At 32.4% G+C, this 24,333-nt stretch carries 17 protein-coding genes and 1 pseudogene; 13 read left to right on the plus strand and 5 right to left on the minus strand.

The window, feature by feature from the left end; all coding sequences use genetic code 11:
• Positions 1 to 14: 14 nt before the first annotated feature.
• Positions 15 to 1,349, minus strand: a complete 1,335-nt coding sequence (locus JFU23_RS17690; RefSeq protein ID WP_201032380.1) for an FAD-binding oxidoreductase — start codon at positions 1,347 to 1,349, stop codon at positions 15 to 17.
• 371 nt (positions 1,350 to 1,720) lie between these two features.
• On the opposite strand from JFU23_RS17690, the gene JFU23_RS17695 reads away from it, so the two are divergent.
• The 4 genes from JFU23_RS17695 (at position 1,721) to JFU23_RS17710 (ending at position 9,152) form a co-directional block, all read left to right on the plus strand.
• Positions 1,721 to 3,385, plus strand: coding sequence for a glycoside hydrolase family 13 protein (locus JFU23_RS17695; protein ID WP_201032381.1), 1,665 nt, complete (start codon positions 1,721 to 1,723; stop codon positions 3,383 to 3,385).
• Between the two features lie 202 nt (positions 3,386 to 3,587).
• Positions 3,588 to 5,225, plus strand: coding sequence for a PTS transporter subunit IIBC (locus tag JFU23_RS17700; protein WP_002016687.1), 1,638 nt, complete (start codon positions 3,588 to 3,590; stop codon positions 5,223 to 5,225).
• 4 nt (positions 5,226 to 5,229) lie between these two features.
• The gene (locus JFU23_RS17705; RefSeq protein WP_085308901.1) at positions 5,230 to 6,021 is read left to right on the plus strand and encodes an endonuclease/exonuclease/phosphatase family protein; all 792 of its coding nucleotides are present in this window, start codon (positions 5,230 to 5,232) and stop codon (positions 6,019 to 6,021) included.
• 305 nt (positions 6,022 to 6,326) lie between these two features.
• The gene (locus JFU23_RS17710; protein WP_085308903.1) at positions 6,327 to 9,152 is read left to right on the plus strand and encodes a YhgE/Pip domain-containing protein; all 2,826 of its coding nucleotides are present in this window, start codon (positions 6,327 to 6,329) and stop codon (positions 9,150 to 9,152) included.
• A gap of 38 nt (positions 9,153 to 9,190) precedes the next feature.
• On the opposite strand, the pseudogene JFU23_RS17715 reads toward JFU23_RS17710, so the two are convergent.
• Positions 9,191 to 11,065: pseudogene (locus JFU23_RS17715) on the minus strand (DNA topoisomerase III); the annotation flags it as partial.
• A gap of 139 nt (positions 11,066 to 11,204) precedes the next feature.
• Between JFU23_RS17715 and JFU23_RS17720 the strand changes: the two are divergent.
• The 7 genes from JFU23_RS17720 to JFU23_RS17750 all read left to right on the plus strand — a co-directional run bounded on the left by JFU23_RS17720 (position 11,205) and on the right by JFU23_RS17750 (position 19,566).
• Complete coding sequence (locus JFU23_RS17720) at positions 11,205 to 12,452, plus strand: tyrosine-type recombinase/integrase (protein ID WP_201032382.1); 1,248 nt, start codon at positions 11,205 to 11,207, stop codon at positions 12,450 to 12,452.
• On the plus strand, positions 12,436 to 14,379 hold the full coding sequence (locus JFU23_RS17725; protein WP_201032383.1) for a helix-turn-helix domain-containing protein: 1,944 nt from the start codon (positions 12,436 to 12,438) through the stop codon (positions 14,377 to 14,379). The genes JFU23_RS17720 and JFU23_RS17725 overlap by 17 nt, the downstream gene beginning before the upstream one ends.
• Entirely contained in the window at positions 14,369 to 16,006 is a 1,638-nt protein-coding gene (locus JFU23_RS17730) for a site-specific integrase (RefSeq protein WP_242483522.1), read from the plus strand. The genes JFU23_RS17725 and JFU23_RS17730 overlap by 11 nt, the downstream gene beginning before the upstream one ends.
• Positions 15,993 to 16,673, plus strand: a complete 681-nt coding sequence (locus JFU23_RS17735) for a hypothetical protein (RefSeq protein ID WP_242483523.1) — start codon at positions 15,993 to 15,995, stop codon at positions 16,671 to 16,673. The genes JFU23_RS17730 and JFU23_RS17735 overlap by 14 nt, the downstream gene beginning before the upstream one ends.
• Positions 16,674 to 17,051: 378 nt before the next feature.
• Positions 17,052 to 17,921 (plus strand): phosphoribosyltransferase, encoded by an 870-nt coding sequence (locus JFU23_RS17740; protein WP_128856047.1) that lies wholly within the window; start codon positions 17,052 to 17,054, stop codon positions 17,919 to 17,921.
• The gene (locus JFU23_RS17745) at positions 17,922 to 18,224 is read left to right on the plus strand and encodes a hypothetical protein (protein WP_128856046.1); all 303 of its coding nucleotides are present in this window, start codon (positions 17,922 to 17,924) and stop codon (positions 18,222 to 18,224) included. It abuts the gene before it with no gap.
• Between the two features lie 298 nt (positions 18,225 to 18,522).
• Positions 18,523 to 19,566, plus strand: a complete 1,044-nt coding sequence (locus JFU23_RS17750) for a retron St85 family RNA-directed DNA polymerase (protein WP_201032384.1) — start codon at positions 18,523 to 18,525, stop codon at positions 19,564 to 19,566.
• Positions 19,567 to 19,973: 407 nt separating this feature from the next.
• On the opposite strand, the gene JFU23_RS17755 is transcribed toward JFU23_RS17750, so the two are convergent.
• A complete protein-coding gene (locus tag JFU23_RS17755; RefSeq protein WP_128856044.1) occupies positions 19,974 to 20,204 on the minus strand; it encodes a helix-turn-helix domain-containing protein in 231 nt (76 codons plus the stop codon).
• Positions 20,205 to 20,337: 133 nt separating this feature from the next.
• Here JFU23_RS17755 and JFU23_RS17760 point away from each other — a divergent pair, with 133 nt between their 5' ends.
• Positions 20,338 to 20,592: a transposase gene (locus JFU23_RS17760; RefSeq protein WP_128856043.1), complete on the plus strand. Its 255-nt coding sequence runs from the start codon at positions 20,338 to 20,340 to the stop codon at positions 20,590 to 20,592.
• 78 nt (positions 20,593 to 20,670) lie between these two features.
• Entirely contained in the window at positions 20,671 to 22,860 is a 2,190-nt protein-coding gene (gene topB / locus JFU23_RS17765; protein ID WP_201032385.1) for a DNA topoisomerase III, read from the plus strand.
• 244 nt (positions 22,861 to 23,104) lie between these two features.
• Here the strand turns inward: topB and JFU23_RS17770 are convergent, their stop codons facing one another.
• Both JFU23_RS17770 and JFU23_RS17775 read right to left on the minus strand, forming a co-directional pair.
• Complete coding sequence (locus tag JFU23_RS17770) at positions 23,105 to 23,422, minus strand: hypothetical protein (protein ID WP_128856041.1); 318 nt, start codon at positions 23,420 to 23,422, stop codon at positions 23,105 to 23,107.
• 36 nt (positions 23,423 to 23,458) lie between these two features.
• Complete coding sequence (locus JFU23_RS17775) at positions 23,459 to 24,097, minus strand: hypothetical protein (RefSeq protein ID WP_201032386.1); 639 nt, start codon at positions 24,095 to 24,097, stop codon at positions 23,459 to 23,461.
• Positions 24,098 to 24,333 lie beyond the last annotated feature (236 nt).

A 24,333-nucleotide genomic window follows, 5' to 3' on the forward strand; every position in this document is an offset into this window, starting at 1 on the left:
TTTTATCCTCTTTTTTACGTATGAAAGGGTGGGATACTTTGTTGAAAACGAAAAACATTACAAGGATCATATGCTGTCTTCACTTTACGCAACCTTTGAAAATTAGAGCCATAATAACTAGTTTGCCAATTTTTTATGTCGATATCGGGCCAATTGACATAGTCTCCCAGTGTGTAAGGATCTAAGCTTTCCCGTAAATCTTTAACCCAGCGTATATTTCGGTTTTCTTCATCGTTGCATTTCCAAGAAGTAATATATTCTTGAGCAATAATTGCCTTGCGGTGGAAATAAGCTGTTTCATTAGGGGAAATGTTTTCTACAGCACCTACGAGTGATTGGTGCCAAATACTCGCATCTTTATTTGGTGCATGAGAAAGAAAATATTGTAAGATTTGAATACCTTTAAGAGGGATAGGTTTATATACGTAGGAACCAGAGCGTTTGAATTTTTCAGGAATATTGCCGCTACTAAAGAATTGAACAGCCTTTATATACGGGACTTCATCTATAAAGAGAGAAGGATTACCAGTTTCAAGAAGAGGAGATAATAGATGATAGAGTTCAGAAGGAGAGCCGACAAATTCACCTTTCACCTCGATTTTATTTCGTTGTTTAGAGAATAATTCAATTGATGAAGTGAGACGTTCATCTATATAAGGTGCCCAGTTTTGCCAAGCTTGAAAGGCAACAACAAAGTCTTCCCATTCCCATGTAATCGAGAAAATTGAGACGTTTTTTATAGGATGGACACGAAAAGTTAAGGAAGTAACAATCCCGAAATTCCCACCCCCACCGCCGCGGCATGCCCAAAAAAGGTTAGGGTTTTCTTGTTCATTTGCACGAATGAGTTTTGCACCAAATTTTCCGCACGCTTGTACCATTTCGACTTCTAATAATTGATCACATGTTAGTCCAAATAAGCGTGAAAGCATGCCAATGCCACCGCCAAGTGTTAATCCAACGATACCAACACTTGCACTTGTACCAGCTGGTATTGTAACACCGTGTTTCCAAAGTTCTTTATAAACAGTGCCAAGATTTGCACCCGCTTCAATTGTTGCTGTTAATTTTCCTGTACTAACCGTAATTTGCTTCATTTCACTCACATCAATAATAAGCCCGCCATTTAAAAGAGAGAAATTTTCGTAGCTATGTCGTCCACTTCTTAAGCGAAATGGTATATGACGCTCACGTGCCCATTTTAAGGCGTTACACACATCATTTTTATTTTGACAAAAAACAATAATACAAGGGAATTTTGGAATGCTTAAATTTAAATTTATTCGGGCTATGTCATACCCAGGATCCGAGGGAACGACGATACGACCAGTTAATTTTGTTTGTTTCAATTTATATCTCCTTTCTGAAATAATATGAGCTTGTATTAGTATATGAAGAGTGTATTTAACACGCATGGACGAGAAGAAGAGAAGGGTTAGATTTATCCCGTTATTTGCGAGCAGTAAGACAATCCGGCTGAAACAAAGAAGATAGGGCTGCTCGTAAAAGCTCGATTGGTAAGGGCTAATAATCAGCGGGGAATGGACACCTCCTTAACGATTAAAGTTTCACTTTATCTTTGTGAGAAATAAATAAGGCATAAGAATAAGGAAACTACATAGAGTTCAATGAAAACAGTTGCAAACTCTCCATATTTTGTTATGATAGTGTTACGAAAACGTTTGCATAAAAAATCGAGATGCAAAAGGAGAGAGTTATTATGAAGAAAACATGGTGGAAAGAAGCAGTTGCTTATCAAATTTATCCACGTAGCTTTATGGATTCAAATGGTGATGGTATTGGAGATTTACAGGGGATTATTGCAAAGCTGGATTATTTAAAAGATTTAGGTATAGATGTAATTTGGATTTGTCCAATGTATAAATCACCTAATGACGATAATGGTTATGATATTAGTGACTATCAAGATATTATGGATGAATTTGGTACGATGGAAGATTTTGATATGCTACTAGATGAAGTTCATAAGCGTGACATGAAGCTTATTATTGATTTAGTTATTAATCATACAAGTGATGAACATCCATGGTTTATTGAATCAAGTTCTTCTAAAGACAATCCGAAGCGTGATTGGTATATTTGGCAGGATGGTAAAGACGGCGCGGAACCAAACAATTGGGAAAGTATCTTTAATGGTTCTGCATGGGAATATGATGAAGTGACAGAGCAATATTATTTACATTTATTCTCGCGTAAACAACCAGATTTGAACTGGGAGAATAAAGAAGTTCGTGAAGTTTTATATGATACTGTTAATTGGTGGCTTGATAAAGGTATTGATGGTTTCCGCGTCGATGCGATTAGTCATATAAAAAAAGAAGATGGTCTGAAGGATATGCCAAACCCAAAAGGGTTAAAGTATGTGCCTTCTTTTGACAAACATATGAATGTAAATGGTATTCAGCCATTACTAGAAGAATTAAAAGAAAACACATTTGCTAAATACGATATTATGACTGTTGGAGAAGCAAATGGTGTGAAAGTTGAAGATGCTGATCTTTGGGTTGGAGAAGAGAATGGTAAATTCAATATGGTATTCCAATTTGAGCATTTAAGCTTATGGGATGCAGAAAAGAAGAAAGATCTTGATGTTGTTGAGTTGAAAAAAGTATTAACAAAGTGGCAAAAAGGTTTAGAAAATAAGGGATGGAATGCTTTATATATTGAAAATCATGATAAGCCACGTATTGTGTCTACTTGGGGAAATGATAAAGAATATTGGCGTGAAAGTGCAACGGCTTTAGGAGCGATGTATTTCTTTATGCACGGCACACCGTTTATTTATCAAGGACAAGAAATTGGTATGACAAATGTTCAGTTCCCAAATATTGAAGATTACGATGATGTAGCAATTAAAAATTTATATCGTGAGAAAATTGCAGAGGGCGTATCACATCAAGATATGATGGAAATTATATGGGCTTCTTGCCGCGATAATTCACGTACACCTATGCAGTGGAACGATGAAATGAATGCTGGCTTCACAACAAGTACACCTTGGTTTAGCATGAATCCAAATTACAAAGAAATTAATGTTGAAAAGCAAAAAAATGAAGAAAAGTCTATTTTCAATTTCTATAAGAAAATGATTGCCTTGAAAAAAGAGCACGATGTACTGAACTACGGTACGTACGATTTACTATTAGAAGACGATCCACAAATTTATGCATATACACGTACGCTACAGGATGAAAAAGTCATTGTAATTAGTAATATCTCAAAAGAGGAAGCTGTGTATAATGAGAGTTTATTCGCATTAGAACGCAAACGTTTGCTTTTAAATAACTATGAAGTTGCGGAACATGAACAAATAATTACAATCACGTTGAAACCTTATGAAACAAGGGTTTATCGTATTTCATAATGAAAAAGGATGCTCCTTGAGCATCTTTTTTTATGAAAAAAAATAAATTTCTATTGCAATGTGAAAACGCTTTTATTAAAATAGATTTATGAAAACGGTTGCGTAAAGAGAAAAAAGAAACATAAGGAATCGTTTTCATAAGAGAAACAGAAATTATAATTTAAATCATTATGTTGTTATAAATAAAGGGGAGGAAAAACAGATGAAAATTACGTCTTTTGATTTTTGGCAAAAGTTCGGGAAAGCGTTACTAGTTGTTGTGGCTGTAATGCCAGCAGCTGGTTTAATGATTTCCATCGGTAAGTTAATTGGGATGTCTGCTGGGGATGTTAACGCAGTTCATACCATTGCTCGAGTAATGGAAGACATCGGTTGGGCAATTATTACAAATCTACACATCTTATTCGCAGTAGCAATTGGGGGATCTTGGGCGAAGGATCGAGCAGGTGGTGCATTTGCAGCACTATTAGCATTCGTCTTAACAAACAGAATTACAGGAGCTATATTTGGCGTAAACGCTCAAATGTTAACGGATTCAAAAGCGACAGTTTCTTCATTTTTAGCAGGAGATTTACTTGTAAAAGATTACTTTACTTCTGTACTTGGTGCACCAGCATTAAACATGGGAGTTTTCGTAGGGATTATCACAGGTTTCTTAGGAGCTACTTTATATAACAAATACTACAATTATAATAAACTGCCACAGGCATTAGCATTCTTTAATGGAAAACGATTCGTACCATTCGTTGTAATTGTTTGGTCTACAGTCACTGCGATTGTATTATCACTTGTATGGCCATTTATCCAAAGTGGATTAAATGAATTTGGTCGCTGGATTGCAGCATCTAAAGATAGTGCACCAGTTATTGCACCGTTTGTATATGGAACGTTAGAACGTTTATTATTACCATTTGGATTACATCATATGTTAACGATTCCGATGAACTACACAGAGCTAGGCGGAACATATACGATGTTAACTGGCTCAAAGGTTGGACAAATTGTAGCGGGACAAGATCCGTTATGGCTTGCATGGATTACAGATTTAAATAACTTATTAGCAAATGGAGATACGAAAGCATATAACGATTTATTAAATAACGTTGTACCAGCTCGTTTCAAAGCTGGACAAGTTATCGGCTCAACGGCAGCGTTAATGGGGATTGCGTTTGCGATGTTCCGTAATGTTGATAAAGAAAAACGTGCAAAATATAAACCAATGTTCTTATCAGCTGCATTAGCAGTATTTTTAACAGGTGTAACAGAACCAATTGAATTCATGTTCATGTTTATTGCACCAGTATTATATGTTGTGTATGCAATTACAACAGGACTTGCATTCGCATTAGCGGATTTAATTAATTTACGTGTTCATGCATTTGGATTTATTGAGTTAATTACACGTACACCAATGATGATCAATGCAGGTTTAACGAGAGATTTAATCAACTTTGTCATTGTTTCATTAGTGTTCTTCGGCCTTAACTTTACGTTATTCAACTTCTTAATTAAAAAATTCAATTTACCAACGCCAGGGCGTGCAGGAAACTATATTGATAATGAAGATGAGTCAACAGAAGGAACAGGAAATGTACAAGATGGTTCATTAGCAACAAAAGTTATTGATTTATTGGGCGGAAAAGATAATATTGCTGACGTAGATGCTTGTATGACACGTTTACGTGTAACAGTAAAAGATTTAGATGCCGTTGCACCAGAAGCAAAATGGAAACAAAATGGTGCTTTAGGACTTATTGTAAAAGATAAAGGTGTACAAGCAGTATATGGCCCGAAAGCTGACGTATTAAAGTCAGATATTCAAGATATGTTAGGTGCGTAATAATATGAAATTGCTAACTTTAAATTGTCACTCTTGGCAAGAAGAGAATCAAATTGAAAAAATAAAGTATCTTGCTAAAGCAATTCAAGAAGAAGATTATGATGTGATCGCATTGCAAGAAGTAAGTCAGTCTATACAAGCTGAAAATGTATGCGGTAACAAGAAAAAAGATAATTTTGGGCTTTTACTGCTAGAAGAGTTAAGAGCATTAAATGTAAAAGAATACAATATTATTTGGGATTTCTCTCATATTGGATATGATGTGTACGAAGAAGGATTAGCAATTATAACAAAGCACAACATTGTAAAGGAAGATACGTTCTTTGTCTCAGAAAATAAGGATACAACGTATTGGAAAACACGCAAAATTGTAAGTGCAACAATTGCTTATAATAATAAGAATATAACGTTTTATTCTTGCCATCTCGGTTGGTGGAATGATGAAGAAGAATCATTCAAAGACCAAGTTGATCGTTTAATGGAGCGTGTAAATAGCAATGAACTTTCCTTCTTAATGGGTGATTTTAATAACAATGCTCGTTTGGAAGGAGAGGGTTATGAGTATATGATGCAAAAAGGTTTATATGACACATATGAATTAGCGATAGAGAAGGATGAAGGAACAACTGTCCAAGGAGAGATTGCTGGTTGGGATGAAAATAAACAAAACTTACGAATCGACCTAATATTAAGCAATCAAAGTAAAACAGTTAATTCTTCAAAAGTCATTTTTAATGGAACAAATCGAAATGTAATTTCTGACCATTTCGGTGTAGAAGTACAATTAGATATATAATAGAAGAAATCCTCACAGATAATGAAAAGCTGTGAGGGTTTTTTGATAAATACAAGTATTCCCAAGAGAAAATACTTGTATTTTTTATGACATTTCCTATATATTTGTTATTATTGAATGTAAAACTAATTTGGTCATTTTGTATGCATACTTTTTTTATTTCGTTATATAATGAAGTAAGTGAAATATTTAATGGGAAAAATAGTATGTTTTCGTTTAATCCACGATGTAGAAAGTGATATAATTGCAAAATGTATGTATCATTTTCTAAAGAAGGAAAAATATATAATTAGGTGATTGCTTATATGAAACAGATTTGGCGTATTTATAAGACAGATTTACGGAATGTAGCCAAACATTGGGCTGCAATTGTTATTGTTTTAGGGTTAATGATTTTACCATCGTTATATGCATGGTTTAACATTAAAGCTTCTTGGGATCCTTACGGAAATACGAAAGGAATCCAGATTGCAGTTTCTAACCAAGATGTTGGATCAAATTTAAGAGGGAAAGATATTAACATCGGGAAAGAAATTGTAGATTCACTTAAGAAGGACAAAAATTTCGGGTGGAAGTTTGTTGATGAAAAGCAAGCAATTTATGGAGTAGAGCGTGGAGATTATTCCGCAAGTATTACTATTCCAAAAGATTTTTCTGAAAAGATTGCAACAGTCTTGAATGAAAACCCACAGAAACCAGAACTTGATTACTATGTAAATGAAAAAGTAAATGCGATTGCACCGAAAATTACAGCTAAAGGTGCATCGGGTCTTACAGAAGAGGTTAGTAAAAACTTTGTTAAAACAGCAAACGGTGAGATTTTTAAAATCTTCAATGACCTTGGAATCGATTTAGAAACAAACTTACCGAGTATCGAGAAAGTAAAAGATCTTGTATTTAAGTTAGAAGCGCAGTTCCCAGAAATGAATACACTTATGGATAAGGCGTTAGATGATGCAACTCGAGCAGAAGATGTTGTGAAAGTAGCGCAAAAAGAGCTGCCAGTTGTAGAAAGTGTTATGAATGATGGTCAAGAAGCGTTAGGGAATTTAGATAAGTTCTTTGCGAACAACGATCAAACATTGCAAAATGCTCCTGGGACAATGAGAAATAATTTAACTGTAGCAAAAGATGTAATGGATAAAGCAAATGCTGTTACGAACTTTTTAATGAACCCAGGTGTAGACCTTTCTGGTATGAAGGGATTACCTGAGTTTCCAGCGCGTCCGGATCTTTCAAAGTTGAATGATGAAGGTTATAAAAATATTGCAAGAAATCTTAATCAAACAGTGAATAATGTTTTAAACTCGGCGCGTGCAGGAACATCATACGGGAAAAGTGTTGTAAACGGATTACAAAATGGCCAGTTTGATCCGGAAAAGGCAAAGCAAGATCTTAATGCGGTTTCTGAGAATCTTCAAGGTCGTACAGATAGTGTTGCGTACCTTATCAATGTATTTACTGAACTTCAAAAATCGGCTACGACTGATTTTGGTCAAAGCTTTTTCCAAGGGCGAGTGGATCGCTTAACTAAGCTGAAAAGCGGTATGGAAAATGCAAATAACGGTATTAAAGATATTGTAAATGTTATTGGCACAGGACAAGAAGTAAAGAAAGATGTAACAGATGCAGCAAATCAAAAATTAGATGCAGCAAATGGATTAATTGATCAAGCTGAAAAAGATTATAATGAAACATTTGTAGCAGATTATAAAAAAGCAGTTAGCACAGTTGATCAAGCGAAAGCTGATGCAAATGAAGCATACGACACTGTGAAAAATGAATATGATAAGGCAAAAAATACTTTTGAAGGTGTTATAGCAGACGTAAATAATAGAGGTGTTAATGGATTAGATAGCACAAAAGTAGCTTTAAACGATTTAAATGGTCAATTACAAGCTACTAAGAATCTAATTGGTGATGCGATTCCGGTTCTAGAAAGCACAAATAAGGTATTAGCAGATGTAAATAGTGACAAAAACCTTAATAATGGAATTGCAAAATTGAATAAAGCACAAAATACTGTTCAAAAAGGTATAGATGCAACGAATAAGGCAACTACACTAATTAACAATGGACAGAAGCCTACAAAAGAGGTTGTAGAAAGTATTAATGAAGCAACTAAAAATGCTTCAGCTCAATTAGGAGATTTCTTAGCAACATATGATTCAGAAATCGTTCCAAACTTTAACACAGCAATTGAGCGTACGAAACGTATGTCTAAAAACACAACTCAAATTTTAAGCGAAGCAGACAAAAAGCTTCCAGATGTTAAAAAATTACTAGAAGATTCATCAAAAGGCTTAGTAGACGGTAGAAAGAAATTAGCAGACATTAAAGCTGAAATGCCGGAGACTGAGAAAAAGATTAAAGAATTAGCAGATAAAATTCGTGATTTTGAATCTGAAGAGGATATAAAAGACATCATACGCTTATTAAAGAATGATGTTGAAAAGCAAAGTGACTACTTTGCAAATCCAGTAAATTTAAAAGAGAATAAATTATTTGCAATGCCGAACTACGGTTCAGCAATGTCACCATTCTATACAGTGCTTGCATTATGGGTAGGCGCATTATTAATGGTTTCATTATTAACAGTGGAAGTACACGAAGAGGGCGCGAATTATAAGAGCCATGAAGTTTACTTCGGACGTTTATTAACATTCTTAACGATAGGTCTTTCACAAGCGTTTATCGTATCAATGGGAGATATATTCTTACTTGGTACGTACGTAGTCGATAAGTTTTGGTTTGTGTTATTTAGTTTATTTATTGGGGGAGTATTTGTTTGTATCGTGTACTCACTCGTTTCTATTTTCGGAAACGTTGGGAAATCGATGGCGATTATTTTACTTGTACTACAAGTAGCAGGATCGGGCGGTACGTTCCCAATTCAAATGACACCACCATTCTTCCAAGCGATTTATCCGTTCTTGCCATTCACATATGCTATTAGTGCAATTCGTGAAACAGTAGGTGGAATGCTTTGGGATATAGTAACTAGAGATTTACTTGTGTTAAGTGCTTTCGTAGTAATAATGGTTGTGGCTGCATTATTACTGAAAACACCAATTAACAAATCAAGTGAAAAGTTTGTTGAGAACGCAAAAGGAAGTAAAATTATTCATTAAAAAAAGGTTCCTACCGATAGTGGTAGGAACCTTTTTGTTTAATCAAATTTTAATTTCTTTAATGCTTCTGCGAATGGATTGTTTAATGGTTCTTCTTCTTTGTTCTGCTGTTTCATATATTTTTGAACGTCGCGTTTATCAGCTTTGCTGCCGGATTCTTTTTTACGTCTCTCTTGGAATGTAGAAAGTTTCTCACGATAGCCACATTTACATGCGAAAATTTGGGCTGCTCCTTCACCACGAAGTTCTAGTTTCTTTTTACACTGAGGACAGCGTGCATTTGTAGTGCGGGATACATTTTTACGGTGACCACATTCGCGATCTTGGCATACAAGCATTTTACCTTTTTTACCGTTTACCTCTAGCATTGGTTTACCACAGTCTGGACAAGACTTCGTTGAAATGTTGTCGTGTTTATATTTCTTATCACTCGATTTAATTTCAGCAACAATTTCTTTCGTATAGTTCTTCATTTCTGAAATGAATACTTCTTTCTTTAATTTTCCTTTAGCGATAGCTTCTAACTTTTGCTCCCATTCACCAGTTAGTGTAGGAGATTTCAGTTCTTCTGGCACTAAATCAAGTAACTGACGGCCTTTTGAAGTAATGTGAATATCTTTACCACGTTTTTCAAGCAAGAACGAATTGAATAACTTGTCGATAATATCAGCTCGTGTAGCTACAGTACCTAATCCACCAGTTGACTTTAACGTGTCAGCAAGTTGTTTGTTTTGCGTATCCATGTATTTTGTTGGGTTTTCCATCGCTGAAAGTAATGTTGCTTCATTAAAACGTGCAGGTGCTTTCGTTTGACCTGATGTTTGGACAATTAGTTTTATGTTTAATGTATCGCCTTTTTCGATGCGAGGTAAGATTTGTTCTTTTACATCATCGCTTGCATCATCATCTTCAAATCGATTTTCATAAACCTCTTTCCAACCAGCATGTAAAATCGTTTTTCCGCGTGCGATGAACGTTTCGTCACCAATTTCCGTGCGCAATGTTAGTTGTTCATATTCAAAGGCCGGGAATAAAACAGCTAAGAAACGTTTTACAACTAAGTCATAAATTTTACGTTCTTTATCTGTGAAAGCTGAGAAGTTTACATAGCTCTCTGTTGGAATAATTGCGTGATGATCACTTACTTTACTATCATCAACAAATGATTTATTAGATTTTACAGGTTTCTGCAATACTTTATGTGCTAAAGGACGGTATTCTCCAACTCCGCAAGCCTTCAGACGCTCTGGAAGTGTTCCGACAATATCAGATGAAATATAGCGTGAATCTGTACGAGGGTACGTTAAAACTTTATGCTGTTCATATAATTTTTGCATAATGTTTAATGTTTCTTTCGCAGAGTAACCAAATATTTTATTCGCATCACGTTGTAGCTCAGTTAAATCGTAAAGACCAGGAGCGAACGATTTCTTTTGTTTTTTATCAATGTCTACAACAGTAGCATTTTGTTTACTAATTTTGTTCACGATTGTATCAGTTTTTTCTTTATTAAAGCTACGGCTATTTCCTTTTGTATCTTGCCAAGTTAGCTTTAATCTCTCAGCTGTTTGAGCTTCGATACCATAGTAAGTTTGAGCTTTGAAATGTTTGATTTCATCTTCACGGCTTGCAATCATGGCTACAGTAGGTGTTTGAACACGACCACAATTTAGTTGGGCATTAAAGCGAGTAGTTAATGCTCGAGTCGCATTAAGCCCGATATACCAGTCAGCCTCTGAACGTGCGACAGCCGAAGCGTATAGATTGTCATATGCTTTTCCTGGTTTTAAATTTGCGAAGCCATCTTTAATTGCTTTATCGGTAACAGATGAAATCCATAGACGTTTAATCGGTTTCTGCATTTTTACTTTATCGATAATCCAGCGTGCGACCAACTCTCCCTCACGACCGGCTTATCTCCATAATGATGTACAATAATAATATACTCAATATTCAAGAACATAAAAGGTGCTTCATTATTAATTTCATAAGGGTATAGGGGAGGATAAACTTTAAAATTCATTGCACATAATTAAAAAAGGGGGAGAGTTAGTGGGGGAATTAATCTCAGTAAAAAGTGTAAATGAAAATTTAAAATTTATAACACAACCAGTTTGGATTGATTATGTAATTGAAGAAAGCCAAACAGTTAAAGAGAAAAAACATATTTCATTAATTGCTCTTAAAAACATCAAAAAGGACACATATGTAATTCATCACCTTAGCAATTTTATTATTGAAAAATGGGGTTATAAGTCATTTAATACTCAGAAAAAGCATGCTACAAATATAGTGAAGTTTTTAAACTACTTAATAAAATATTATCCAAGTTTGAAAATCAAAAATTTAGCAGAATTGACTATCTCACATGGCTCTGCATACTTAAATTGGTTGGGTACCAATAAGGTTTCTCAAGATACTGTTAAAGACGCTGAAAGGACCTTAGTGCACTTCTATACTTGGGGAATAAATAAATTACTATTTTCAAAATTTAGTTTAACTGATTTTAAACAAGAAAAAAACGAATACAATACGTTATATTATAAATCTCCTTTTACAGTGGTTTATCCACAAAAGAAAATCAAAGAAATTGAACACATTTTACCTTTTGAATATATACCATTATTCTTAGAGATTGCCTCTACACATACTCCCAGAATCGCTTTAGGAATATATCTACAAATATTTGGAGGGCTACGAGTTTCAGAAGTAGTTAATTTAAAACGTACACAAATATCAAAATCTCTAGCAAATAAAGAAATTATATTAAAAATAGAAAATCAAAATTTCAGAACAGATTTAAAAGAGCACGCCTCAGTAAAAAAGACACGATCCCAGGTAGCATTAGATGTGAATGGTTGGGGAACTACGTTGATTCGACAGCATTTAAAGCTATACTCTTCTAAACAAACTAATGCTTTGTTTTTAAACACCAATGAGCAGCCGATGTCAGGTAGAAGTTATAGACAGTACTTCGACAAATGCAAAATTAAATTAATAACCACCTTAGAAACCTCAAATGAAATTGAACACCGCTTAGTAGCTCAGCATTTAAAAAGTATTAAATGGTCTACGCATATAGGACGGGGAACATTTACAAACCTCATTGCAAATGAAGCACAAAACCCTTATGAAATTGCACATTTACGAGGTGATTCTAGTTTAGAATCTGCCCTTTCTTATATGGTCTCAACACCACGAATGCATAAAAAAATTGAAGGGAAATTAGATAATATGCATGAGGAATACATTCCTAATCTTATTGAAAGGAAGTTGAAGGGGTATGGTTCAATTGAATAAAGATTATTATTCAATTAAAGAAGCTTCGGAGATTCTTGGTAGGAGTATGCCTTCTATTCAAAATAGCATTTATTCAAAACAATCCAGGCATGAAGTGAATGTGGAAAAAATAAATGGGCAAGTTTTTATATCCAAGGAAGAGTTGATAAAATACAAACAGTTTCTCCAAGAACGTGATAATTTTGTTGAGATTGACTGTGAATATGCGATAAAAAAAATATCTAACGAAACAGAACAAAATACTTTGTTTATGGATACTCGAATGCTTTTTATAACATATTCACAAGTTTATTTTAATAAATGTACAGGCTCTACAGTTTATAAACAAGCTACTATTGGTCAATTTATTAATTTTCATAACAAACTCCAAAGGAACTTATCTAGGGAAATCTTCAAAGTTGATATAGAGGAATTAAATCAATTGTTTTTAAAAGAAGGTTTGCTTACTTCGAAGGAAAAATTACTATTTACTCGGTTTCTATCATACGTATTTGATCAAAAAAATATGCCTTTAAAGAATAAATTGTTAGCTGTTCAAAAGTCTAAACGTAAAGAACAGGAAATTTATTCGGCTTCAACTTTTAATCAAATATATAAGCATGTACAAAATATAGAACTTCATATCGAAAAAAGCCTTAATAGCAGATCGTATGCAAATATGTGGGTATATGTTACTTTACTATGCTGTGATTTTATACGAGGAAGTGATTTGGTTCTCAACACACCTAGCTTAAATTTAAAAGAACTTGATATTCAGGAAGCAGATTTTCACAGTAATAACTTTAAATTGAATGAGTATCAAGTTCAAATAGTAATTAAGACTTTGTATCTTTCCTTTAGAAATAAGCGTGCATCTAAAACAGGTGAGCTACTTACTTTCTTAGTGCCCTCGAACCTAGAGATGCCACTAGCTTACGCGTTAGTTTTATCCGAGCGATTAAGAGAAAATAAAACATGTCAGTTAGAAACCTTTATTGAGGGGAAGTATCGCAAAATTAAAACTCAAGGTGGTATGACTCAATTAAAATTTTTTAACGATTATAAAAAATTTGAGGGCTTTAGATTTAGTAGTTTAATAATGAATCGCTCTTTAGCAACATATTTATATGGATCTGTAACTGAAGGGGATGCTTTTGATTCTGAGTTAGCACTGACTTTAGCTCAAAATGCAAGATCACATAAAAATGAAGATACCACAAAAACTTATATACAGCTTATGAATAAAGATGGCTCTATTGGAAGAGTTGCCATAAATATTTTTCGAAGAGGAAATTTTGGATGGCTATATGATCAATTATTAAGATTTACGTATACCGATAACTATAAAATCCTAAATCTAGAAGATAGAACCACTATTATTGAAGAAATAAAAGAACACATCTCTCTTAAAGAAACTGAATCAATAGCTGCTTATGTTTCTAATTATTTAACCCCTGCCAGTATAGAGGAGACTGATAATGATTCGGTTGTGAAAGTAATGAATGCAATCTATGAAAAGAGGTTAAAAGTTATACATCAAGTTATGCGCTTAAATAAACAGCAATTACATGACTTATTTTCGGAATTATCAACCCATTCTATGCCGTCTAAAATTGAACATGCACAGTGTTTAGTATTCCCAAATTGTGCTTATCCAGCTTTAATGAATTGTATGTATTGTGAATATGTTCTTCCGCAAAATTTGATTCTAATTCAATTAAATCAGGAACTTTTAAGACTTTTAACTTCAATACAGGAAAGTGACAATGAAAATCTTTTAAAAAGGAAAAGTCGCTTTCTACTGCAATGTTTATTGGTACTGAGTGAAGCTAATAACACTTTCGGCAAAAGTTATGTAAAAGCTTATGTAGATGTGAATCAAGTCAATGATTTGTTAAAACAATATGCTTACAAAATCTATTTACCAGGAGCTAACTATGGAGATTAGAAAAATTTTAAATGAATCACATTTTTATAAAATAGAGTCCATTCAACAAATTTCTAAAGATGACTTGTTATTAAAAGATTATAAACAGATATTTGATGGTTTAGTCGAAAATACGGTTATAAAAAATAAATCTTTTGAAGACAACCTGTGGTTTGTTTATGATCCTTTATCACAATTAAATTTGCAAATGAAATTTGATTTAATTAGCTATCCAAAAATCAATGAACATCTAAAATATTTTATTTTACTTAGAATTATATCTGGAAAAACACCCAAAACTACTTATGATGAGTTATCTACATTACGAAAAGTTATACTTGGATCTCAAGGTTTCGAAAGTTTAGTTCAATTAAAGGGGATATTAGCTGAAAGTATTGAAAAATATAAATATCTTGGTTATCACATGGTTAGTGTTACGTCTAATTTTATTGATTTTTATAGAAATGATAATTATCAAGAAATTCTTAATATATGCTCTAGTATGCCTAAACATTCAAAAGCTTCCAGAGATTTACCTGATTTTCAAGATGTACTTGAGTTAGATGACGTTATCAACCATTATTTTAAAAATAATTCTGTAGAAGAAATTATAAGTTACATACCAATCTTAGTTTGGTGGCTACTCACTAATACATTGCCTATGCGTCCAAGTGAACTTCTGAAACTTAAAAAAAATTGTCTATCTTATGATGAAAGTAAAAATGAGCCCTATACAATTTCGGTTCCACGAATAAAAAATAAGTCTGCTACCATTGATTTTTCTATAAAATATGATTCAGTTGTGATTGATCAAAAAACATATCAACTGTTAATAGAAGTAAGGGACAAGGTAAATATGTATTTTCCTTACTCAGAATATTTTTTTCCATCAGAAATGTTTAGCATAAATTATAAAGTTAGAAGGAAAAAGCAGAATCCAATAATGAACTTACGAAATTTTAATGATTTAAAAGATAGATTCTATAAAATAATCGTAGAAGAGAAATATGGACGATACAATTTAGAACGCGTGAAAGCGGGAGATACTCGACACTTTGCTATCATCAATATGTGCTTGCAAGGTTTTAGTATGCATAATATTGCTACACTAGCTGGACATAGTGAACTAAAAATTACGCAAGGTTACTTTAGTCATGTTAAGCATTTTGCACAATCGTATGTCTATAGGCTAGCTCAACTAAAGCTTGAAACAGAGATTGGTTATAGAATGGACAATTCTATCATAGGGTGGAAAAAATATATTGTTCATAAATCTAACGTTGAGAAAGAGAAGATAACCGAAAAACACATAGGTAGAGTTCAATATGGTTTATGTTCAGAACTAAAAGAGAATTTTCCGAATACTTGTATTGAGTTCTGTGAGTTTTGTCCAAAATATATTTTTTCACCTAGTATAAATGAAAAAGACGAAGCTATTAAATGGCTGTCTAATCATTCTGTAGATTTAAAACAACGAATTGAAGAGTCTATTTCTCTTTTAGAAAGCTTATTTGGATTACCACAAAGATACGGTCATGACTTAAATATAACTGAAAGAAAGTCAGCGGCCAAAAAGTTACTATACTATATAGAATTGAAATCGAAAATAGATGCTAATATTGCGGGTGATAAGAATGGTAAAAACTAAAAGAGGTAAACCACAACAATGGTCTGATGAGAATTTAAAGAACATTGCTCTAGAGGTTAAATATAAGCAGCCTAATCGAAAATTAACGTCGTTATTATTAGAAAAAGAAACTGGAATTGGAAGGAATACATGGAGTAGGCGAATGAAAGAATATATAAATCATTTAAATTCACCTGTCCATATTCCTAAATTGGACGAAAGCGGTATTATAACGATTCCTAGTGTTGAAGAACTTTTTTTAAAATATGGTGCTAATACAATAGAATTAAAAAATGAGATTGCGAAGTTATTAAACATTATTAGTGACCTTTACACAGATACTAAAAAATTAGTAACACTTGAAGAAGCTACACAAAAAATGAAGTCAGAAATAGAGCAATTAAAAGAACAACTATCTAAAGTGACAGTTCAAAAGACTCACTATGAGACACTTTATAATCAAATTGTTGCTGAAAGTTATTTTCCTCATCTATACGGACAATCAGATAAGTTAAAACAAGCTAATGTGAAGGCGGAAGTTATTACTTTACCAAATCAAACTTCACAAGTTTTAGAATTAAATAACCCTAATAAGGTTTTCCAAAATGAATCAGCAATTTCAAATACTATTGATGTCAACGATAAAAAAATAGAAAAGCTTAATGAATTATTTAATTTAGATTGGTAAGGTAGCTAAATTAAGTCTATAGATAATATTAGAGGACGCCAGTTGATGATATAAAACTAAAAAATGAGGCATAGCTTTGCATAAAATATAGGTTTATGCTTCCTAGCAATTTTAAACTATTAAAAACATGTATTTACACTAGAGATGAGAGCCTTCTCTTTGTTTCCTTAATAGTTTATTGAAATATTTATTTTGCTAAGAGATTAAGGTTTTAAGAGAGGGAATAAAGACTATAATTGCGATACTATGGTCTTCTTTAATTAAGAGATAATCCTATTATTTTTTATGGGATTTACGTGATATAATTTTATAGAATCATAACTAATCATTTTTTAATGTCCTCATTTTGCTAATAATATAAATCGATAGGTGTTTATTATGAGAAAAAACTTTAAATATAAAAAGATAAATGTGAACATACTTAATAAGTTAGGTACTCTGTTTGAAGAAAAAGGTTGGGAAATTGATGAAGAACACAATGAATCAAGTTTATTTAATCGCTTTTGCGAATTGTTAAATTGTTTAAGTTTAGAACAACAAGAATTTATAATTGATTTAACATATAAATATCAAAAGGTTAGTTTTGATGAATACACTAAATTAATAAATCAAACATTGAATCAAATTGTAGCCAAAATAAAAGACTTTAAAGAATTGAATACTGTATATGTGATGCCTTTGGTACCTGAGGAAGACAGAAATAAAATAAAGAGCTCAACGTTAGTAGCATATTTATTCCAGTCTCCCCAGATAAAATACAATCAAGATGTTTCGAAAATAGATTTTAAAGTAAGGAATGAATTGACTGCCAAGGAACTTAACAAAATAAATGAATCTCCCAAAGTTAAATTACTTTTAGTTGATGATTTTATTGGTACGGGTGAAACAGCTTTATCTGCATATGAATTTTATCAAAGCTTAGGTATAAAGAGTCAGGAAATTATTATTGTATCACTGGTTTCCTTATTTAGTGGCTATGATTTAATTAGAAAAGAAGGAATCAATATTTTTTCAGGGAAAGTATTAAAAAGGGCGTTATCAGATTATTATCATGAGAATGAATTAGCAACAAAAATGACTATTATGAAATCCATTGAAGAAATTGTGGCACCTCATGATGATTATAAATTCGGTTATAAAGGTTCAGAAGCTTTGATTACATTAGTAAGAACACCGAATAATACGTTTCCTGTTTATTGGTTAGACAAAAAAGGAAATAGGGCCCCTTTTCCGCGAGGAGGAAATTAGTTGAAATACAATGATAAAGGATTAATCCTTGTAATTTTGCAGTTGATAAAAAACAACGGGAATATTCAGGAAATTATCAATGCAGAGGTAAGCTTTTCAATGGTTTATGGCTATATAAGTCATATCAAAAGGAATGGTTTAGTTACAGATATATATGGGGATCTCAAGTTAACGGATTTAGGTGAAACAAAAATAAATGAATTAAACAAGGAATTAAAACGTAAGCATTCCGAAGAATGGATTAGTCCTCAATATGAATATATGATTGAAAAATGGGATAAATTTAAGGTATACTTACCGTAGTATAACAATTTCAGGTCTTTTACATCAATACCTACTAGACTTATGGTTTTTTTTTAAAAAAACCAGGTATGGTGAGTCACCATACTAAGAAGAACTTAATTTCAAGCCCTGTGTAATACATTTAACGCGTCGGGAGACGCTATATAAATGTATTACACAACCTTAGGCTTGCGCCACGGTGTACAATGAACATTTTGACGAAAAGAGTATCAAAATGTTCATTGTAGAGGATAGAGACGTGATAGTGGTAAGTGTATGGATGTAAGAGCCTGTAATTTAATTGGAGAGGGATATAAATATGATTTGGGAAAAATATAAGCGGAATTTTACAGAATCTGCTCTTAAAGCAGGTTATGACAGCATGTATATTGAGGAGAATCTCAAGAAAGCACATTCGCTTCATTTACAGGGAATTCCAATTATATATGATCAAATGCACCTCTCGTATCTTGTAGGTTATGATATTGAATATCTATTGAAAGTATCTAACTCTCAAAAAGGGTTTTATAGGTATTTTAAAATCCCTAAAAAAAATGGTGGTTTTAGGAATATTGCAGAGCCATTACCCAATTTAAAATCTATACAAAAATGGATATTGGAAGAAATGTTATATTCTTGCAAGACGAGTGAATTTGCTAAAGCTTATAAAAAGAATGTCTCTTTAAAAGACAATGCAAGGTTTCATAGAGGACAAAAAATGGTATTAACTATAGATATTAAAGATTTCTTTGGATCTATTAGACATATAGATGTTTATAATTTCTTTAGTTCCTTGGGATATTCCCAAGATGTTGCGACATTGTTAACCAATTTATGTACTTTAAAAGGGGCATTGCCTCAGGGGGCTATTACTAGTCCTGCTTTGTCCAACTTATTAATGAAGGATATTGATAAGCGTATATCAGCTTTTTCAAAAAAGAAAAAAATTCGTTATACAAGATATGCAGATGATTTAACTTTTTCTGGAGATTTTCAAGTAGGAGAGATTATCAAATTTGTAACTACTGTATTGAGGTCTAAAGGATTTAGTATTAATGATAAAAAAACAAGAGTCCGTTTTCCACATCAACGTCAAGAGGTAACAGGTATTATTGTTAATCAAAAAATACAAGCACCTTGTGAAATGAGAAAAGAGTTAAGAAAAAATATTTATTTTATCAAAAAATATGGATTAAATTCTCACTTAGAATTTATAAAAAAAGATAAATATCAATATCTAAAGCATCTTTTAGGAATTGCTAATCATATATACTTTATTAATCCTACTGATAGTAGGGTATATGAATATTTAAATTATTTGAAAGAATTATGGCAGGTTGAAAAAATTACATCTGAAGATTAAGTATTACTTTCTCGGGTCTTTGCTTGAGGAAGTTTTTTTATTTTAAAGTTAATTATTAAAATGTTTTTGACATTAAAAATAAAATTGTGCTGTCCATTAAAAATTCATGTCGAATCATTATTTTTTATTAATGATTCGACATGAATTTCAATTGAACCTTAATGATAGTCTTTTATAATAAGTTCTCTATATTGGAGGGGGATTATCCACTTTTAATCAGATACAGGGTTTAAGTTTAATTAATTAGTTGAACCGGAAAAATACAAATAAAAGGAACTAAATAATGTTGCTCTTTTTATTTGTAGGATAGGGGTTATATTTATTTAATCAATTACTTATTATTCAAGATACTAAGACATTTACCTAGAACATCTTCATTTGTCAGATCGCCTCTTTATCCCCATTCATTATCGGGTAAGTATAAGTTCTTCCATTTCTTTAATTAATTCATGTGGAGCAATATTTAATACCTTACATATGACGAATATGGTAGATATGCTTGGTTGTCTTTGAGCACGTTCAAGTAGTCCGATATAAGTTCTGTCTAAATTACATTGAAGGGCTAATTGTTCTTGTGAAAAATTAGCCTTTTTTCTATGTTTTCTTAACACTTTACCGAAAGCTTTTGGGATTTCCATGACATCACCTCTTAGTTAATTAACTAAGAAAAATGGCATTTTAATCGACCGACTATAGTCATCAAAAGGCGGTAGTGATACAATAATAAACTATCTAAGTGATAAAATTTTTACTAGAAAGGGTTATTAGGTAATGACAAATAAAAAATATGATGAAAGCCTTAAAAAAGAAATTGTAAAGCAACATGTTGAAGGGAAATCTGTTACGGATTTAAGCATTGAATATAAAATATCTCCTACCTCTATTTATAAATGGATTAAGTTTTATTCAAAACAGCAAGTGATAGTTACTCCAAAGCAGTTTAATGAGGTTTATAGAGAGAATAAGAAATTAAGACAAGAAGTAGAGATCCTTAAACAAGCTATGTCAATTATGAGTGCCAAATAGAAGGTGGTTCTTACTGTTCTTCTTGAAAACTGTGGTATATTAAACGGTATATAGTTAGTAAAGGAGTTTGAATAAAAAATGGTAAAGAGTGTAGTAATTGCTGAGAAACCATCAGTTGCACGTGATATAGCAAAAGTATTAAAGTGTACCAAAAAAGGAAATGGATTTTTAGAAGGTGACAAATACATAGTAACTTGGGCTCTTGGGCATTTAGTGACACTGGCAGACCCTGAGGTTTATGACAATAAATATAAAACATGGAACCTTGAAGATCTTCCAATGCTTCCAGAACGTATGAAATTAGTTGTTATAAAACAAACGGGAAAACAGTTTAATGCTGTGAAACATCAACTCACTCGAAATGATGTTAATGAGGTGGTTGTGGCTACAGATGCTGGAAGAGAAGGAGAGTTAGTTGCACGCTGGATAATTGAAAAAGCAAAGGTGAATAAACCAATTAAGCGTTTATGGATTTCATCTGTTACTGATAAAGCCATTAAAGATGGTTTTGCAAATTTAAAACCAGGCAAAGCATATGACAATTTATACGCTTCGGCGGTTGCACGTTCAGAAGCTGACTGGTATATCGGTCTTAATGCTACTCGAGCTTTAACAACGCGCTTTAATGCCCAGTTAAATTGTGGCCGTGTACAAACGCCTACTGTCGCTATGATTGCTAGTCGTGAAGATGAAATAAAGAATTTCAAAGCACAAACTTACTACGGCATCGAAGCACAAACAATGAATAAGTTAAAACTTACGTGGCAAGATGCAAACGGTAATAGCCGTAGCTTTAATAAAGAGAAAATTGATGGCATCGTAAAGAACCTAGATAAACAAAATGCTACTGTTGTGGAAATTGATAAGAAACAGAAGAAGTCATTCTCTCCTGGTCTTTACGATTTAACTGAACTGCAACGTGATGCAAATAAAAAGTTCGGTTACTCTGCTAAAGAAACATTAAACATTATGCAGAAGTTATATGAACAACATAAAGTGCTAACGTATCCTCGTACAGATTCACGTTACATTTCATCTGATATCGTTGGAACGCTTCCAGAACGTCTAAAAGCATGTGGTGTTGGAGAGTACCGTCCCTTCGCACATAAAGTATTACAAAAGCCTATCAAGGCTAATAAATCATTTGTGGATGATAGTAAAGTAAGTGATCATCACGCAATTATTCCGACAGAAGGATACGTTAACTTCTCCGCTTTCACAGATAAAGAACGTAAAATTTATGATTTAGTTGTAAAACGTTTCTTAGCTGTTTTATTCCCGGCATTCGAATACGAACAACTAACGTTACGCACAAAAGTCGGCAATGAAACGTTCATTGCACGCGGAAAAACAATTTTACATGCCGGTTGGAAGGAAGTATATGAAAATCGCTTTGAAGATGATGATGTAACTGATGACGTAAAAGAGCAACTTTTACCTCGCATTGAAAAAGGCGATACATTAACTGTAAAGTTAATTATGCAAACATCAGGTCAAACGAAAGCACCTGCACGTTTTAACGAGGCGACTTTACTTTCAGCAATGGAAAACCCTACAAAATATATGGATACGCAAAATAAACAACTTGCTGATACGTTAAAATCAACTGGTGGATTAGGTACTGTAGCAACACGAGCTGATATTATCGACAAGCTATTCAATTCATTCTTAATTGAAAAACGTGGTAAAGATATTCACATTACTTCAAAAGGCCGCCAATTACTTGATTTAGTGCCAGAAGAATTAAAATCACCTACACTAACTGGTGAGTGGGAACAAAAGCTAGAAGCAATTGCAAAAGGTAAACTGAAAAAAGAAGTATTCATTTCTGAAATGAAGAACTATACGAAAGAAATCGTTTCTGAAATTAAATCGAGCGATAAAAAATATAAACATGACAACATTTCAACGAAGTCTTGTCCAGATTGCGGTAAACCAATGTTAGAGGTAAACGGTAAAAAAGGAAAGATGCTTGTTTGCCAAGACCGTGAATGTGGTCATCGTAAAAATGTATCTCGTACAACAAACGCTCGTTGTCCTCAGTGTAAGAAAAAATTAGAATTACGTGGTGAAGGTGCAGGACAAATCTTTGCGTGTAAATGTGGTTACCGTGAAAAGTTATCAACATTCCAAGAGCGACGTAAAAAAGAATCTGGAAACAAAGCTGATAAACGCGACGTTCAAAAATATATGAAACAACAGAAAAAAGAGGAAGAACCGTTAAATAATCCGTTCGCAGAAGCATTAAAAAACCTGAAGTTTAAGTAAGATTTATTTAGAAAAAATGATACAGCATAGGTAGCTGTATCATTTTTTTGAGAAATTTATTTTAGATATGTATCTGAGAACTTTCTCTACTAATAATTTTTATAAATAGGAATAAATCCAGTTTATGAAGTAATGTATTCTAGTTTTTTTAAATTTATCGATGGTGCAGTATAAGAATAGTTAATGTATATGTTAAATAGATTTATAGCTTTAAAAAGTGCACTATATCTTTTAAGTTTAAGTATTAATTGGTATAAAGTAGTTTGTATACAAAAAAGTAAACAAGACTAGTAGGTGCTATAATTTTAAACCCGTACGGATTATCATCTAGTATTTGAACCTCTTCAATCTGTATAAAAGGTAATACATAATTATTTTGTTTAGCGAAAATTTCAGCGCTAGTTTTAATACCATTTAAACCTAACAATTTTAAATTTCTTTTTATATTATTTGTATGGGTATCTTTAAAGGCTAATTTAGTTGAAATTTTACCTGCCATTAAATTAGTATCAAATAAGGTTACATCGAAATCCTTTTTTAATTTTTCACTTAATTTATCCATTATTTATTTCTCCTTTTATATATAGTTGGCTGTTTATTATTTATTAGAAGAGCTTGTTTCATTTAATGCACTTAGAATTTCATTGAAATTCCCTATTTTATTAACACCCAAAATATAAGCGGTTTTTGATTCAAGATATTCTTTGAAGAATTCCGTATCAAATTTTTTTTTAATTTGACTTTCCTGGATATCTAACTTGTCCTCTACATAGTCAAATCCTTCATGCTCTAACATAAAGACATCTTGATTCGATGTAACGTATTTTAAAATTGCAGTAAGGGCATTTTCTAAATGGTTATTGTACATTGAATTTGTACAGTTATGTTTTACCATTGTAACGCAATCAAAAAATCTTAAAAAATTTATTATTAAGGTGTCGCCAATTTCCTTATAAGCTGGAAAAAGATCATATACTTTTTGGTGATGGTACTTCTCTCTAACTTCATTTTGAATTAATTTAAATTCTTCCACTTCGCTTCTAAAATATAATCCTTTTTCAACTTCTAATAATTTTCCTTGTTTTTTCATATTAGAAAGCCTTTGCTTACTGATATCTAAGTATTCAATTGTATCTTTAGAGTTTATTAAGTAGTAGTTTATAATTTCATTGATAAACTCCTTTTCCGTTAATTTACATTCTTTGGCGGCTTTTCTAACTACATTAATTAAATTCATTATAGTATCTCCTTCGAAAATCTATTTACTATATACACAGGGTACTTCAGTTCTATTTACAAAGTCAATAGGTTTTTGTTTATAGTGGTTAAATTTTTCTTTAATCTTTGTAGATAAGGAGATAAATATGCGTCAAATAAGTTATTAAAACTGAAAAAAGTAAGGTTATAGTAAATGTACGAAGTTTGGTTAAATTTCTTAATTTCTAATATAAATTTAATTTTTGTGACAGAAAG

The sequence above is a fragment of the Bacillus sp. TH50 genome (genome assembly GCF_016650565.1).
In the GTDB taxonomy this organism is placed as follows: Bacteria; Bacillota; Bacilli; order Bacillales; family Bacillaceae_G; genus Bacillus_A; species Bacillus_A mycoides.

Coding starts and splice junctions, on each gene's coding strand:
- JFU23_RS17695 (WP_201032381.1), top strand. CDS start 1,721: ATGAAGAAAACATGGTGGAAAGAAGCAGTTGCTTATCAAATTTATCCA.
- JFU23_RS17700 (WP_002016687.1), top strand. CDS start 3,588: ATGAAAATTACGTCTTTTGATTTTTGGCAAAAGTTCGGGAAAGCGTTA.
- JFU23_RS17705 (WP_085308901.1), top strand. CDS start 5,230: ATGAAATTGCTAACTTTAAATTGTCACTCTTGGCAAGAAGAGAATCAA.
- JFU23_RS17710 (WP_085308903.1), top strand. CDS start 6,327: ATGAAACAGATTTGGCGTATTTATAAGACAGATTTACGGAATGTAGCC.
- JFU23_RS17725 (WP_201032383.1), top strand. CDS start 12,436: ATGGTTCAATTGAATAAAGATTATTATTCAATTAAAGAAGCTTCGGAG.
- JFU23_RS17730 (WP_242483522.1), top strand. CDS start 14,369: ATGGAGATTAGAAAAATTTTAAATGAATCACATTTTTATAAAATAGAG.
- JFU23_RS17735 (WP_242483523.1), top strand. CDS start 15,993: ATGGTAAAAACTAAAAGAGGTAAACCACAACAATGGTCTGATGAGAAT.
- JFU23_RS17740 (WP_128856047.1), top strand. CDS start 17,052: ATGAGAAAAAACTTTAAATATAAAAAGATAAATGTGAACATACTTAAT.
- JFU23_RS17750 (WP_201032384.1), top strand. CDS start 18,523: ATGATTTGGGAAAAATATAAGCGGAATTTTACAGAATCTGCTCTTAAA.
- JFU23_RS17755 (WP_128856044.1), bottom strand. CDS start 20,204: ATGGAAATCCCAAAAGCTTTCGGTAAAGTGTTAAGAAAACATAGAAAA.
- JFU23_RS17760 (WP_128856043.1), top strand. CDS start 20,338: ATGACAAATAAAAAATATGATGAAAGCCTTAAAAAAGAAATTGTAAAG.
- topB (WP_201032385.1), top strand. CDS start 20,671: ATGGTAAAGAGTGTAGTAATTGCTGAGAAACCATCAGTTGCACGTGAT.
- JFU23_RS17770 (WP_128856041.1), bottom strand. CDS start 23,422: ATGGATAAATTAAGTGAAAAATTAAAAAAGGATTTCGATGTAACCTTA.
- JFU23_RS17775 (WP_201032386.1), bottom strand. CDS start 24,097: ATGAATTTAATTAATGTAGTTAGAAAAGCCGCCAAAGAATGTAAATTA.